Below are 15,686 nucleotides of genomic sequence, written 5' to 3'. Positions count from 1 at the left end.
CCCTGCATGACAAACTCATTTCACTATAAAGTGGGTGGTAGCCTTCAGGCAGATGCTCCGACCTATGTTGTTCGACAAGCTGATCTTGAACTCTATCGGGCACTGCAAGCAGGGGAATTTTGCTATGTATTCAATGCGCGGCAGATGGGAAAATCATCGCTGCTCGTGCGCGTTAAACAACAACTTCAACAAGCTGGAGCAGAGTGCGCTTATCTAGATATGAGTCGATTAGGCAGCGATCGACTGACTCCGAAGCAATGGTATTACGGCATTATTGTAAGTCTGCTCCAGAGCTTTCAGCGATTGAATCAAGTCAACTATCGAGAATGGTTTGCGGCTCATGCCGATTTACCGCTCATTCAATGCTTAACTGCTTTTATTGAAGAGATTCTATTTGCAGAGTTTGCAACTGCACCGATTTATATCTTTATTGACGAGATTGATAGCTTACTTAGCTTAGAGTTTCCGGTCGATGATTTCTTTGCCTGGATTCGCTCTTGCTACAATCAGCGATCGCATGATGTTCGATATCAGCGCTTTAATATTGCTCTGTTTGGGGTAGCGACTCCTGCGGATCTGATCGCCGACAAGCAGCGCACGCCTTTCAATATCGGTCGCGCAATTCAACTGGATGGATTTACTTCAGAAGAAGCAATCCCACTGGCAACGGGACTGCAATCTGCGATCGATCATCCGATCTCGGTTCTGCAAGCGATTCTGCACTGGACAAAAGGACAACCCTTTCTCACGCAAAAGCTCTGTCAACGAGTCATTGATACGATCGAGCAAGCAACTTCGCTTCAGATTCCCCCCGGTATGGAATCCTTTTGGGTCGATGAATTAGTCAAAGCCCATCTTCTAGACAATTGGGAAGCCCATGACGAACCTGTACATTTGAGAACGATTCGAGATCGACTATTCTGGAATGAGAATCGCACTGGACGACTATTAGGCATCTATCAACAACTTTTACAAGGCGAGGCAATTCTCCTAGATGATAGTCGAGAGCAGATCGAACTATTACTCTCAGGCTTGGTTGTTCGGCAAGGGAATTTACTGGCGATCAAAAATCCAATCTATCAGCAAGTTTTTGACCTGAAATGGGTCAATCAACAATTCAGTACCCTACGCCCCTATGCCAATGCGATTAACGGCTGGATTGCTTCTGCTCGAACTGATTCGACCTATCTTTTACAAGGGCGAATGTTGCTCGACGTACAGCAGTGGGCACACAACAAAAGTCTCAGTGATTTGGACTATCAGTTTATCGCTGCAAGCCAAGATGCAGAACGGCAGCGCATTCAGCAAGAGCTAGAAACTCAGCGAGAAAGCGAACGATTTTTTCGGCAACTTGCAGAAGCGGTTCCTCAAATTGTGTGGATTGTGGAACCTGATGGCACCTTGTCTTACACGAATCAGCAAGGAAGTATTTTCTCTGGGCGCTTGTTTTCTGAAGTCGCAGATTGGAAGCGATTGGATGTTATTCATCCCGACGATCGAGAGCAGAGTCTTACAGCTTGGACGCATTCTCTTGCAACCGGGGAACCTTACGAAATCCAACTGAGAATACAAGATGCGACTGGAAACTATCGTTGGTTTCTGAATCGAGCGATTCCGATTCGAGATAGCAATGGGCAGGTTGTAAAATGGTTCGGAACCAGCACAGACTTGGATACGCTCAAACGAGAAGAAGAAGTTCGACGCTTGCAAGAAGTGGAAAAACGACTTCATCAAGAGCAACGCGCGGGTCGTCTGCAAAAATGGCTGCTCGGAACAATTAGCATCGCCTTTGTGATTGCGAGTGGACTCGGACTCTATGCCTTTGCCCAAAAACACGAAGCGACTCTGCGCGAAATCGAAGCGATCGCAAATCTTTCAGAAGCTCAATTTGCCTCTGGCGATCGCTTAGATGCCCTGATCACTGCTATCAGAGCACATACTCAACTGAATCAGTTACAGAATGCCCCTGTTGAGCTTACTGCTCAAGTTGATCGAGAGCTTCGCCGCTCTGCTTTTCAAGCAGTTGAGCGTAACCGATTTGCTCCGGATAAAGGCAGAGTTCGAGGTGTTGCAGTCAGTCCCGATGGGCAAGGCGTTGCCACAACCCACGATCGACCATCTATTATTTTGTGGAAAGCTGACGGCACTCAACTCGCCACCATTCCAGAGAAGGCTCAAAAAGTCCTGTTTAGCCGAGATGGACAAGTTCTAATTACGGGACTAGATGACGGAACAGTGCGATTGTGGAGCAGTCAAGACGGTAAGCCGATTGCAGTTTTTAAGGGAAGCGACAAGCTCATAATGTCGATCGACATCAGCCCGGATGGACAACAGATTGCCGCAGCAACGGGTAATCTCATCAAAATCTGGAGCTTCGATGGCAAGCTGATTCGTACTTTAACTGGACATCAAGCAACTGTGTGGGAAGTAAAATTTAGCCCCGACGGGAAATCGATCGCGAGCGCGGGTGCAGATAACACTGTGATTGTTTGGAACTCAGAGGGCAGCAAAATTCGCACATTAAAAAATCCAGTTGTCTCGAATGAAGGCGAAAACCGTCTCGTGGGTCTAGCTTTTAGCCCGGATAGTAAACTGCTTGTTGCAGGCGATTGGTACGGCAATATTCTCTGGTGGAACAACGAAGGTAAGCTGATCAATACTACTTCTGAGCATCGTAATGCAGTGGATAGTCTAGTCTTCAGTCCCGATGGACGAATGCTAGCGTCTGGCAGTTGGGACAGTATGATCAAGTTATGGGATATGAATGGAACGCTACTGAGAACTTTACCTGGGCATCCTAGCGGTACTTTGTCGATCGCATTCAGTCCCGATGGACAACAGCTTTTCTCTGGCGGTGAAGATGATCTGATTCGAGTCTGGCAACTCTCGTCTGATTTTGTCACTATCTTGCGCGGACATCGCGCCTCAGTCTGGAGCGTCAAATTCAGCCCCGATGGACAAACTATCATTTCCTCTGGATCGGATGGCACGATCAAGCGTTGGACCCAAAGCGGTCAACTGTTGCAGCGTCTCCCTTCAGAACATGGGGAGGTTTGGGCAGTTGATTTCAGTCCAAATGGACAAACGATCATTGCGGGAAGCGATGATGGTACGCTGACGTTTTGGAGCAAAGAGGGCAAACTTCTCCGCACAGTCAAGGCTCACACAGCCGCAACATTTGGTCTGACGTTTAATCCGACTGGCGAAGAAATTGCTGCTGTAGGTTGGGACGGAACCATCAAACTCTGGAACCGCGATGGCAACTTGATTCAAGCTTTAGAAAAAAGTCGAGAGTTGTCTGATAAACTCACCGATCGCATTAACGCTGTCGCTTTTAGCTCAAATAACCAATGGCTTGCAACCGTTGGTCGAGACGAATTCATCCGGCTCTGGCAGCGCAACGCTAACGGGCAATTTACTCCCCGCCCTCAACTCAAATTTAACGGACAGCAAGGCAATCTTTGGGATGTCGCCTTTAGTCCCGATGCTCAAATCCTAGCAACAGCCGGCGAAGACAGTACGATTAAACTCTGGTCATCGAATGGAAGCTTAATTCGCACCTTGAAAGGACATCACGATCGCGTCAATTCAATCACCTTTATTCCACCGAACGCTGGACTGCCTGCTGAATGGGGAACAGTTATCGCTTCTGCAAGTTGGGACAAAACCATCAAACTCTGGAAACTGGATGGAACACTACTCACCACACTCGAAGGACATGAAGACAGAGCCTTAGATGTGACGTTTTATCCAGCAACCCCAACGAGCAGTGCATTCCTCGCTTCTGCTGGACTTGATCGAGCAGTGATTTTATGGCGGCTTGATCGAGTGCTCAAGACCGATCAGATCTTGAACGCGAGTTGCATCCGAGTGCGCGACTATTTGCGGAGTCAGTCAGAGTTGAACGATCGACAATCTCTGTGTCAAAATTAAATTGTTTGACTACAGATGAATGATGAATTTGGATAATCGTCGATAACTATCTATGCAGGCAGTTGGATCAGGAATTCAGTTCCCGCCCCCAAACTGGAGTTGACTAAAATCTGACCTCCATGTTTTTCCTCCACAATTTGACGGGCGATCGCTAACCCCAAGCCGGTTCCTTTTCCAACACCTTTTGTGGTGAATAAATGGTCAAAGATTCTTTCTTTCACCACTTCGCTCATACCCTTGCCATTATCCCGAATCCGAATTTCGACGTGATTGCCTACGATGGCGGTCTGAATCTCAATACGTTGCGGGTTGGCTTCTAATTCAGCATAAGAGAAGCCTTGTGCCATTTCATCAAACATATCGATCGCGTTTGCCAAGATATTCATGAACACTTGATTCAATTGTCCAGGAAAGCACTCAACAGCCGGTAATGTTCCATACTCTTGAATAACTTGAATCGCTGGGCGAGCATCATTTGCTTTGAGGCGATATTTCAAGATGAGCAACGTGCTGTCGATGCCTTCATGCAGGTCAGCACAGACTTTATGCTCGGTATCGGCGCGCGAGAACGTGCGAAGACTATTACTAATTGACTTAATGCGATCGACGGCACCTCTCATTGAGTTCAGTACCTTCGGCAAGTCCTCGTAGATAAACTTCAAATCAATGTCTTCCGCATTGTCTTGAATGGGTGCAGCTGGGTCGGAATAATGTTGTTGATACAGTGCTAGGTGTCCGAAGACATCTTGCACATAATCGCTGGCATTTCTGATACTGCCATTGAGAAAGCCGATCGGGTTGTTGATTTCGTGAGCGACTCCAGCGACTAGGTTGCCTAAGGATGCCATTTTTTCGCTTTGCACCATTTGGAGTTGAGCATTTTGCAATTTGGCTAAGGCTTGTTCAAGTTCCTGAGATTTTTGCAAAACCGCATTTTCAGCCCGTTTGCGATCGCTAATATCTCGCGCCATTGTCGAGAAGTACTCAACTTCCCCATGACTCGATTTGTGGGCAAGCACCACTTGAGAAATCGGAATCTCCTGTCCAGTTTTATCGAGTACGGCTGTTTCACCGATCCACATCCCCGAGCGGACAGCTTCAGGCAAGGCTTGATTCGCAATGATCTCGATTGCCCAAGCAGGGTGGTGATCAGCAATATTCGTTTCTGTTCGATCGAGATGCAACAGATTGCGCCAAGCCCGGTTCACGTAAAGAATTCGTCCTTCCGGATCAGCGGTGCCAATAAAGTCTGAGGTACTCTCTAAAATGGCGAGTAACCTTGCTTGCTCTGCTTCAACCTTTTTGCGATCGCTAATGTCAATCACAATGCCATCCCAAACGACTTCGCCATCCTCCCGACGCTCGGGTTGAGAAATCGCTTGTACCCACTTCATGGCGCCAGTCGGTGTTATGATGCGCCACTCATGCCGAAATGGTGTGAGATTCTGAGCAGACGCTAGTACAGCTTGAAAAACTCCTTCTTGATCGTCGGGGTGTTCAAACTCTCGCAGGCTATACTTCCCACTCATCAGATCTTCTGCTGCGACCTCATACAGAGTTTGGCAGCCTGAACTTACATAAGGTATCGATGATGTGCCATCAGGCTGAATCCGAATCTGATAGATTAACCCTGGAATATTATCTGCAAGCTTCTGGAAGCGGGTTTCACTGACTTTTAACTGTTCTAAAGACTGTTCTAGCTGTTGTCCGTAGACTTGAGATGCTTGGTAAAGACGCGCATTCTCTAAAGAAATTGCTGCCTGAGTACAGAGAAAATTGAGCAGGAGCAAGCGATCGCGCGTAAACACGCCACTCGTGGAGCGATTTTCTAGGTAGACCATGCTGATCAAATTTCCCCGATTCAGGATGGGCACGCAGAGGACACTTTTTGGCTGATGTTTGCTCAAATATTCATCAATTACGGGTAACTCTGTGTCGCAATTGTCAATCAGCACCATATCTTGGGTGCGTTTGACATACTGAATCAGTTTAATCGGCAGATGAGCATGATCCGCTAAGGGTTCTGTACGAAGTGCTGTCGCGTCAGCTGTGGCGATCGCTTTTACAATCCAGTCTCCCGCTTGATCGGGTAAGAGTACTGCACAGAGATCGCTGCCTGAGTATTGCAGAATCACTTGCGTCAGTTGATGAAGTAAGTCATCGAGTTGAATAGTTCCTGACAGGCTTTGGGATGTCCTGAGGATCGCGTTAAAGTCTAGCGTGAGATTAACGCTCATCTCAGAAGAATGATTTGAACTAGTAGCGGGATGGATCGAAAGTGGTAAAGCAATTGGGGCAAGAGTTTCGAGCACATTGAAAACTGGACTCACGGGCTGGAGAATTGGATGAAGTAAATCTGGATATCGGGTTTCCAGATCAGCTGTTTTGGCTTTGGCTCCCCAACGGCTGTAGCAGTAGTATGCTTGCTGTATGTAACTTGCAGCAATTTTGGCTTTGCCCCAGTGGAGGTAAAATTTTGCTGCCAGTTCGTTGGAAAGCGCTTCATCTTGAATAAAACGATTTTCCTTGGCAATGGCGATCGCGCGATCGTAAGCTTCGATCGCATTCGTTTTATCGCCGAGAACTCGACATCGTTCTGCTTCCACCAGTTCCCAACGATGTTGATGGTTCATTGGGGCTAAGGTTGCCCAATGGTGCAATTGGTCTTGATGCTCTTGCACTTTGAGGAGTATTGTTTGACGCTCTTCGTCTGCAACTTCTGAAACTTGAGCCAGTTGAATGAGTGCCTCAAACCAGGAGTAGAGCGGAACCATAAACGTTCCTAATCCGCCATCAAGGTATTGGGCAGTTTGGGCAGAGGTTTCGATAGCCTCCCGATTTTTCTCAAAGAGATAGTAAAGAATCGTTTGGTTAATGTGCCAGATAAACAACGCAGCGCGATGATTCATCGCTTTTAGCTGAGGCAAACATTGGTCGTGGTGAAAAATCTCGCCAGTGAGCCGATAAGGAACTGCGGTCTGTCCTAGTAAATTCAGAACAGTTTGTTGATAGATCTCTTGGTAGGGTAGGCTGAATGTCTGTTTGTATCGCGCAATCGTTTGACGGTAAGCCTCCAAGGTTGGAGCCAAATCGACTAAGTCCTGCCCTGCATGATAGGCGTAATAACAATAAGCTGTTGCATTCAAGCTCAGGGATTCAATGTCTCCAGTTTCCAGCCCACTCTGGTATGCTTCCTGCAAAGGCGGAAGCATGTTAGATAAATGGGTTTTCCAATGTTTGATGTAAGTATGAACTACATACCAGGAACGACTCTTGAAGGGTTTGGCTTGTAGTTGTTCTAGTAAACTTAGCGCTAACTCTCCAAACTCATACCCGTTATCAATATCACCGATCACACAACTCAGAATCAAACCGTAGTCTGCGTAAGTAAAGATAGAAACCGGGCTGTTCCCAAATTGGATGGATAATTCAACTTGCTTGAAAATTAGTAAGGGCATTAAGTTCGGTGCTGCCATGTAAGCCGCAGACACCAATACCGTCAGGATTTCCATCGTAGCTAATCGATGGGAATCAGTCATTGCGGGCAGTTCGAGTAAACGCTGAGGTGCTTGATCTGCCCAAAGCGATCGCGTTACTCCAAAGGCTTGTCCAATGTCTGCTTGGGTGGGTTGGGCTGGAAATTCGATTCCTAATTCTTTTAAGACCTGTAAACCAACGGCGATTGAATCGAGGAATTGCCCTTGGACTTTGGCTCCCATGATTCGGATTTGCTGTACTTTGATGGTATCGAGTAAAGTTCTAGCATGGTGCAACACGATGCCTGCCCACTGTTCCATCTGCTCAAAATCTGTGTTCAGATAGCTGGCTTCAGCAATTTCTTCATGCAGTGCCAACATTAGTGGATAGTGGCTCTCCCACGCGGCTTCTGGCAAGAGTTCAATTCCTATCCTCAGATAAGCGATCGAGGCTCCATAAGCTGTCGAAGTCTTCGCTTTGCGGCCCGCTGCTACGTTTAACTCCGCCAGTTTTTCCCGTTCTGGCAGATGTGTGATCAAGGGAATGCCCACATTAAGATGATTAGCAATTTCAAAGAGGCGGTCTTCCCGTTCCTGCTGAGAAGAATTCTGGAGTAATAATTGCCCCATTTTTAGATGCGTAGACTGCTGCTGACCAGCAGCAATGAGAGAATAAGCAGCTTGCTGTACTCGATCGTGCAAGAATTTATAAATCACAATAACTTCGTTCTCTTGCGTATCTCGATCCTGCGATTGAAAGAACTTGTAGGTTTCATTGATCGGGAGAATCAATCCTTCTTGTAATGCCTTCCATAACTGACTTGCTGTTTCGATCGAGGATTGTTCTGCAACGATTGCCAAGGTTTTCAAGTCAAATTGGTTGCCAATGCAAGCGGCAAACTTTAACACAGTCTGCGTCTCCACAGGCAGCTTCTGCAACTGCTGCGCCATGAATTCCACGACATCATCAGTAAGTGTTAACTGCCGCATTGATGCTAAATCACATTGCCAGTATCCCAAATTAGCCTGGAATGTAATCCATCCCTCTTCATAAAGAGCTTTGAGAAACTGCGTCGTAAAGAAGGGATTGCCTTGGGTTTTTTGATAAATCAGTTGCGTGAGAGGACGTGCTAGGTCATCAGTGCAACTCAAAGTGTCAGCCACTAACAGATTTACCGTCATTTCTCTCAGAGGAGCAAGGATAATTTTATTGATCGTGGCTTGTGCTTTCTGAATTTCTTCCAAGGTCAGCATTAAGGGATGGGCTGTGAAGACTTCGTTATCGCGATAAGCTCCCAGAATCAGTAAATAGCCAGAACTCGCTTGGCTCATTAACAACTTCACAAAGTTCAGTGAAGCAGAATCTGCCCACTGCAAGTCATCCAGAAACATAACCAGAGGATGCTCTGAGGTGCTAAACACCTGAATAAATTTCTGAAACAGAAGATTAAAACGATTCTGAGCCGCAGTGCCAGAAAGTTCTGGCGCAGGAGGTTGCACACCAAGAATGCGTTCGAGTTCCGGAATCACTTCAATAATGACTTGAGCATTCTCGCCTAAAGCTTTAAGAATCCGGGATTTCCAGGTGTGCAGTTGCTCATCTGATTCTGAGAGCAGTTGTGCCATCAAGTCGCGGAAAGCTTGAACAAAGGCAGAGAAGGGAATGTTGCGATTGAATTGGTCAAATTTGCCTTTGATGAAGTAGCCGCGTTGTCGCACAATCGGCTTATGCACTTCGTTGATGACCGCAGTTTTGCCAATTCCGGAGAATCCCGCGACTAGCATTAATTCGGTCTGTCCCTGCGCAACACGATCGAAGGCATCGAGCAAGTCTTGCACTTCCGCTTCTCGTCCATAGAGCTTTTCGGGAATGGTGAAGCGATCGCTGAGATCGCGAGTGCCAATCTCGAAAGGTATCACTGTGCCGATTTCTTTCAGTTGATGTAGGCAAGTTTCCAAGTCATACTTCAGACCCAAGGCGCTTTGGTAGCGGTCTTCCGCATTTTTTGCCATGAGCTTCAGCACGATTTCCGACACGGTGATCGGGATCTCTGGATTGAGTTCATGGGGTGCACTCGGGACTTTAGCGAGATGACTGTAGACGAGTTCCATCGGGTCATCGGACTGAAATGGAAGCTGCCCGGTCAACAGTTCGTACAAGGTGGCTCCAAAAGTATAGAAGTCACTGCGGTAATCAATGCCCCGATTCATTCGCCCGGTTTGCTCTGGAGACAGGTAAGCGAGCGTTCCTTCTAAACTGTTCGGATTCTGGATTTCTTGGGTTTCCCGAGGAAGGAGTGACGCGATGCTGAAATCGATCAGCTTGACTTGTTTCGAGGTAGGCTGAATCAGAATATTTGCAGGCTTGAGGTCTTTATAAATGACCCGCTGCTGGTGCAAATCGTGCAGAATCTCGGTCAGTTGTATCGCGATCGTCAAGACCTCACACACGGACAGCGCGGACTGACGGGCATAGTCGTGAAGGGACAGCCCGCCAATGTCTTCCATGACTAAAACATAGCTGTTGCCATAGGCTTCAAGGCTATAGGGACGAATCACCCCTGGCAGGTTGAGGGCTTTGGCGATCGTGTATTGATTGCGAAAATGCAACAGATCGTCGAAGGTGGGATACTCCTGCTGTAGGAATTTCAGGACGACAGGACGCTGGCTAGACTCTTCCACCGCGCGATAAACCCGAGTGCGTGATCCAGCATACAACTGCTCCACGATCTCATAGCCAGAAAGGCTTGGAAAAGGCGTTGGATGGGTAGGAGTTGCTGGTGCCATAGGAAGGATGCGGCTCAAAAATCTAGGTTTTTTCTAGATTTCCCCTGACCTTTGGCGCGAGCAACAGGCATAATCTATGGGTTGGGCTGAAGATCACCTTAGTAATTGAGCTATGTCTAGTTTCTGAAAGGCGGCATCGACTCGGGAATGACGACTCCACCTTATTTTTAAGACTGTAAGAGAACTTTGAAGAAAACGGTCATCTCTATTGTTCAGTCTATCAATGAAAGAAATGGACAAAGTTCAGACATCTGAGCTTTGTCCAGCATTGGTGTGACAATAAGCAAGCTGAGCGATTAATTTCGAGGAGGAACTTGAATCCGAGCTGTACCAATTGGGATTTCTGCATTGAGTCCAACTTGTTTAGCTGTGACACTATAGAGTAAAATTTCGCCTTCTTCCATGGTGATATCGGTATCAGAGAAATTAATCTCGATTGTTTTTCCTGAAATTACGGGCTGATTGAACACGACTGCTACTCTTCTATCAACTCTCTCAATTTTTGCAGGAATCATTTTACCTGTTTCATCAGCCACAGTGATGCTCCGAAACTTTGCCATTTGAGGAGGAACGAGAACCATCACATCTTGTAATGACATTCCCAAAACCATCACACGGATCAGATGATTTTCACCTCGAATTTCGGAACTACTGATAAAAGGGGAATTGAAGCTAAAAAACATCTGATTGTTCTGGGATCTCACCAGAGGAGCGGTAGCAGTAGCAGGAAGAAATGTTGCTACTGAAAGTGCGATCGAGGATAGACCAACTAAGACAAAGCGTTTCATAAGCATTGTCCTGGATAAAAAGTGGTTGGATACGATTGAGTTCAGTCGAGTGTTGAATTGCCTAACTAGATAATGCTGTATGAAGCTCTAGAAAACCTGAGAGCGAGATTAAGGTTAGCTGAGAGATAGAGCTTGTAAGGAGGTTACTACGAGCATGAGGAAACTATGTTGTGCTTAAAAGATGAGGACTCACAGTTTAGGGTTTCTCAGCGTGTATAAAGTCATCTCTCATCAACCGTTAAAGCAAGTAGTGGATACTAGGCAAATTGCAGTCGTATATCCTGGTTGACCTAGGGATTAGAAGATTACCGTTTCTCTTAAAGATATGAACTTCTCAAATTTTGACCAACTTCCTACCGCCTTACAGACCGTCGTCACTCAACAAACCTTGACGATAGGTCAGGCGCTCTTTCATAAAGGTGAACCTGCTGACACAGTATTTGTGATTCAGTTTGGACGGATTCGGTTACTGCATTACACCGAAAGTGGGCAGATTGTAAATCACTACCAAGTCAATCCCGGTGAACTTTGTGCAGAGTTGGTACTATTCATTGAGACTTATGCTTGCACTGCGATCGCGGAAGAACTCACTCAGGTTTTAGTTTTTCCGAAACAAGCCTTTCTGAAAGCACTGCAACAAGATTCGGATCTTGCGATCGCGTTTATGGCACAAATGGCGTATCGATTGCACTTGACGAAAACAATGCTAGAAGTCCGTGGAATTCGGTCAGCACGAGAACGGGTCTTGCATTATTTACGGTTTGTGATGCCAACGGATCAAAACTCTGTCCTCTTAAAGCAGCCTTTGAAGAGCATTGCCTATGATTTGGGGATCAGTCCGGAAGTATTATCGCGTACTCTGACTCAATTAGAGATCGAAGAGGTTATTTTACGGGAAAAACGTCGAATTACACTCCTCGAATAAGCTGTAATCAACTTAAAATAATCTAAAGAATAAAGAATGCTGCAAAATTGATTTGAATCAAAGACAGGCAGAAAATTACCGCCTATTCTCGTTAAAACAGACGAAAGAATATTTCCTAAGTGATGAGAGCGCATGATCAACCAGCAGAGGATGCAACACGTCGATCAAAAGCAGAGCATTCTGGATTCTTTGACGACTTTAAGCTATCGTGCTCATGATTTAAGCAGCTATCTGCATGAAATTACCCGTGCAGTCAACCAACTCCTCGATTCTGATTGGACAATCGTGGCGCTCTGCGAAGGCAATACGATTCAGGTGATTGCGAGCAGTCTAGAAATCGAGACTGAGGCTGAAGTTTCGCTACATGGCACGCTCGCGGAAAGAGTTATGTAAAGTGGCGAGCCTTTTCTGATCGAAGATGCTGGGTGTGAAGCACTGCTAGATACCTATTTTTGTTATCTAGGTGTTCCCCTTCGGGGACGGTTCCGGGCGAGATTGTGGGGACAATTTGTTCGTTTAGTCAGCAACACCACCAGTATCGTCAAGATCTCATCGCCTCTGTCGAACTCTTTGCCGAACGAGCAGCAACGGCGATCGATAACTATCGCCTCTATCAACAACAACAGCAGTTTAATGAACTGCTCGAAGCAGAAATGATCAAACGCACGATCGAACTCCGCGCCGCACAAGCAAAATTGATCGAGCAAGAGCGACTCGCCGCGATCGGAGAGTTTGCTGCGATGATTGTGCATGAAATTTGCAATCCACTCACAACCGTTCAGCTTGGATTAAATCATTTTTCAAAGCTTGACTTACCCGCATCGGCTCAAGCGCGATTGTCACTAGCAACCAATGAAGCAGGGCGATTAGCAAATTTACTCGATGAGATTCTACTTTACTCCAAACCTCAAGTGTTGCAGCTCGCTGAAATCGAGATCAATACTTTTGTTCAGGCCTTACTGATGCTGTTGCAATCTATGCCCCAAGCGCAAGAACGGAGGATTGTCTCTGTTCCTTGGGATTCACCAATTTATATCTTGGGTGATGCAGCCAAGCTCAAAAAGTTTTCATTCATCTGATCCGCAATGCTTGTGAAGCGGTTGATCCTGGTTCAACAATTCTATGGACAATGAGCTTGTTGCCAGAGCAGCTTTGTCTCTCAATCCAGAATGGGGGTGATCCGATCGCGCTTGATAGTCTACCAAAATTAACACAGCCGTTTTACTCGACAAAAGCGGAGGGAACTGGATTGGGACTCGCGATCGTCAAACGCATTGTCGAAGCTCATCTCGGAAGTCTGAGTATTACTTCTTCTGAGCCTGAAGGAACAATTGTGCAAGTGCAATTGCCCCTTCAACACCAGTCTTATCAAACCTTAGTCAACCAAGAAGCCGAATAATTTAAGAAGAGATTGTGAAATGTCACCCCAAATTTGCACAGAGCCCTAAGAGTAGTATCCTTGTTCAATAAAGGACAAATGGAACGAACAACAGAAGTAGCAATGTGGTAGAAAGTAGTCACGCTTAAACTGTTTGTGCTTCTGTCCGAATTGAAGGGTCATTTCAGGTCCATCGCACTGAACAAAAGTAAGCTCAGTATGAATTCAAGACTTTGTAGAGGCTCTATAACTTCCTTCATATCAAAGGTAAGCTACTTCGCTTTGATTAAATCTATCTCAACCATAAGTCCTTGCTCTCTCACGGTATCAATGCTGCCTAGAATTATCTGATATATCTCGGGACTTCTACTGAATATTTAACCTAAGCTTTACTAAAATTCTCCTATTATAAAGAGTCTATAAGCACTACTTCTCAGTATTACTGACAGTCGTAAGTCACTGTAAGATTTGAACAGACTGCACTCGGCATCTCCACAGTGCATCTATAGCGACGCTGTTGCAATGAAATTGCAAAACTTAAGATAAATCTCAGTATTGGCTTGTTCATCTTCAACTTAAGGCTTAAATCTAATTCGTCTAAGCCTTTAGCGAATCTACCTGTACACTTTATCTATCTGTGTAGACGATGAGACATCATATAGTTTTAAGTAAGCCATTTGATTTAGAGCAATTCAGCGAAGGCGCAAGACAAGGAATAAATCCACGCCATGTCTTAGCAGACTTAAGCCAGAAACTTGATGCGACGATTCACAAAACCGGAAATCACCCGATCACGTTTCTCGATCGAGTGTTTGCGAAGTTCTTCGGCACGTTACCTGAACAATGGGCAATGGCTCGATCGATAGTGCCCCAACTTAGCAATGAAGATATCGTCTTTTGCAATGGGACTGATGTTGGCTTTCCATTAGCCATGTTGTGTAAGGTTGCAGGCAAGCGCCCGAAGCTCGCGACGCATGTGATGGTTCCCGAAAATAGACGGGTACGTTTGCTTCTGAAGTTGTTTGCGCTAGACACTCATATTGATGCTTTTCAGGTTTACAACCAGAGTCAGGGCGACTTTCTCCAATCGTTTCTCAATCTCAGCAGCGATCGTGTTAGCGTGTTCGCGCTTCACACCGATACGGATTTCTTTTCCCCCGGTGCGACTTCTCCGAGTAAATCCCGTCCTATCATTGCGAGTGCAGGCTTAGAGCAGCGAGATTATGTGACGCTTGCCGAAGCAACCCACGATCTTGATGTGGATGTGAAAATCTGTGCAGCTTCCTGTGCGGCAAAAGCAGCAGGAGCGGGGGGATTTCCGAAAGTCATTCCGGCAAACATGGAAGCGCGATATTATGATTTTGCGGAATTGCGCCAGTTGTACCGCGATGCTGACATTGTGGTGGTTCCCGTCGTGAATCATACCTATTCTGCTGGATCAACGGTTGTCTTAGAGGCAATGGCATGCTGCAAGCCTGTGGTTCTCACCAGTACACCGGGTCGTAACACAGCTTTGAGAGATGAAGGTGTGGTGAGAGGTGTGCCAGTCGGCGATGCAGCGAGTTTAAGAGCAGCGATCGTGTCTTTGCTCAACAATCCCCAAGAAGCTGCGGCTTTAGCACAACGCGGACATGAAAAAGTGCTGCGGGAAAATGCTACGGAAAAACACTTGCAGTCCTTAATCTCCCTATTAACTGCCATGGAGACAGAATCAAGCGGCGATCGCGCTGTCACTGCAGAGGCTTGAGTCGTTCGATTACGGGCGCTTTGTCACTAATGCTGTTGTAGAACTTCTGACTTTGCCAGATTGAGCATACTCAGTCTGGCATTACCATTTCCTGTCTCATGCCCTGGCTACTCCCTGTAACTAGAGCCACTTGAAGGTCAAGTGACATTACAATTCTCCGAATTAACTTAATGGAGCAGTCCCAAAAGTTGCATTAAACTTACGACACCAAATTACAGTGGACTGAAAGCTTTTTAGGTCAACATTGGCTGGAATCGCATAGCTTTGAGCACCATTAAACTTTTGTAAAGGTGCGAGAACGACATATTCTCCCTCTTTCAAGGGATAGGAAGGTGGTTTTGCAGATCTCAGTACATTGTTGGAACGATGTAAAACAACAACTAAATCAGGTCCCAAACTGGAGGTTTTAAACCCTTGATCTAGTTCTAGGAAAGATTTGCCATTCTGAGTAACAATTTGAGCTTTTCCCTGGGTTGGATGTTCTCCAGACTGAAAACTGCCTGATTTTACAATGGTTGATGCTGGAGGTTTCGCTTGAGTTGCTAATTCTGGTTTTGCTGGAGGTTCCGGTTCCGTTGCCTGATTCTTAGCCATCGTTCCAACGCACCCAACAAAGATGAGAGAAGCTAGACTGAGTGAAATCCAATGGTTT

At 46.2% G+C, this 15,686-nt stretch carries 9 protein-coding genes; 6 read left to right on the top strand and 3 right to left on the bottom strand.

All coding sequences use genetic code 11. The features are described from left to right. The first annotated feature begins 6 nt into the window (after window positions 1-6). The gene (locus tag OU814_RS09970) at window positions 7-3,933 is read left to right on the top strand and encodes an AAA-like domain-containing protein (RefSeq protein ID WP_268182401.1); all 3,927 of its coding nucleotides are present in this window, start codon (window positions 7-9) and stop codon (window positions 3,931-3,933) included. 50 nt (window positions 3,934-3,983) lie between these two features. Here the strand turns inward: OU814_RS09970 and OU814_RS09965 are convergent, their stop codons facing one another. Together OU814_RS09965 and OU814_RS09960 are read right to left on the bottom strand one after the other, a co-directional pair. Further along, window positions 3,984-10,196 carry an ATP-binding sensor histidine kinase gene (locus OU814_RS09965; protein ID WP_268182398.1) on the bottom strand — a complete coding sequence of 2,071 codons (6,213 nt, stop codon included), beginning with the start codon at window positions 10,194-10,196 and terminating at the stop codon, window positions 3,984-3,986. A 296-nt stretch (window positions 10,197-10,492) separates the two neighbouring features. After that, window positions 10,493-10,984 (bottom strand): hypothetical protein, encoded by a 492-nt coding sequence (locus tag OU814_RS09960; protein ID WP_190651026.1) that lies wholly within the window; start codon window positions 10,982-10,984, stop codon window positions 10,493-10,495. A gap of 325 nt (window positions 10,985-11,309) precedes the next feature. On the opposite strand from OU814_RS09960, the gene OU814_RS09955 reads away from it, so the two are divergent. The 5 genes from OU814_RS09955 to OU814_RS09935 all read left to right on the top strand — a co-directional run bounded on the left by OU814_RS09955 (window position 11,310) and on the right by OU814_RS09935 (window position 15,034). Next, a complete protein-coding gene (locus OU814_RS09955) occupies window positions 11,310-11,909 on the top strand; it encodes a Crp/Fnr family transcriptional regulator (protein ID WP_017285788.1) in 600 nt (199 codons plus the stop codon). Window positions 11,910-12,059: 150 nt separating this feature from the next. Then, the gene (locus OU814_RS09950) at window positions 12,060-12,302 is read left to right on the top strand and encodes a hypothetical protein (RefSeq protein ID WP_268182393.1); all 243 of its coding nucleotides are present in this window, start codon (window positions 12,060-12,062) and stop codon (window positions 12,300-12,302) included. A gap of 104 nt (window positions 12,303-12,406) precedes the next feature. Then, window positions 12,407-12,988, top strand: coding sequence for a histidine kinase dimerization/phospho-acceptor domain-containing protein (locus OU814_RS09945; protein WP_268182391.1), 582 nt, complete (start codon window positions 12,407-12,409; stop codon window positions 12,986-12,988). After that, window positions 12,979-13,308 (top strand): ATP-binding protein, encoded by a 330-nt coding sequence (locus OU814_RS09940; protein ID WP_326498307.1) that lies wholly within the window; start codon window positions 12,979-12,981, stop codon window positions 13,306-13,308. The genes OU814_RS09945 and OU814_RS09940 overlap by 10 nt, the downstream gene beginning before the upstream one ends. Before the next feature lie 625 nt (window positions 13,309-13,933). Next, window positions 13,934-15,034, top strand: coding sequence for a glycosyltransferase family 4 protein (locus OU814_RS09935; protein WP_268182389.1), 1,101 nt, complete (start codon window positions 13,934-13,936; stop codon window positions 15,032-15,034). A gap of 162 nt (window positions 15,035-15,196) precedes the next feature. On the opposite strand, the gene OU814_RS09930 is transcribed toward OU814_RS09935, so the two are convergent. Then, window positions 15,197-15,628 (bottom strand): DM13 domain-containing protein, encoded by a 432-nt coding sequence (locus OU814_RS09930; RefSeq protein ID WP_268182387.1) that lies wholly within the window; start codon window positions 15,626-15,628, stop codon window positions 15,197-15,199. Between the last annotated feature and the right edge of the window lie 58 nt (window positions 15,629-15,686).

Source organism: Leptolyngbya sp. GGD (genome assembly GCF_026735145.1).
In the GTDB taxonomy this organism is placed as follows: Bacteria; Cyanobacteriota; Cyanobacteriia; order Leptolyngbyales; family Leptolyngbyaceae; genus Leptolyngbya; species Leptolyngbya boryana.
Note: the sequence above shows the minus strand (reverse complement) of the source record. Positions and strands in the feature narration are given on the sequence as shown.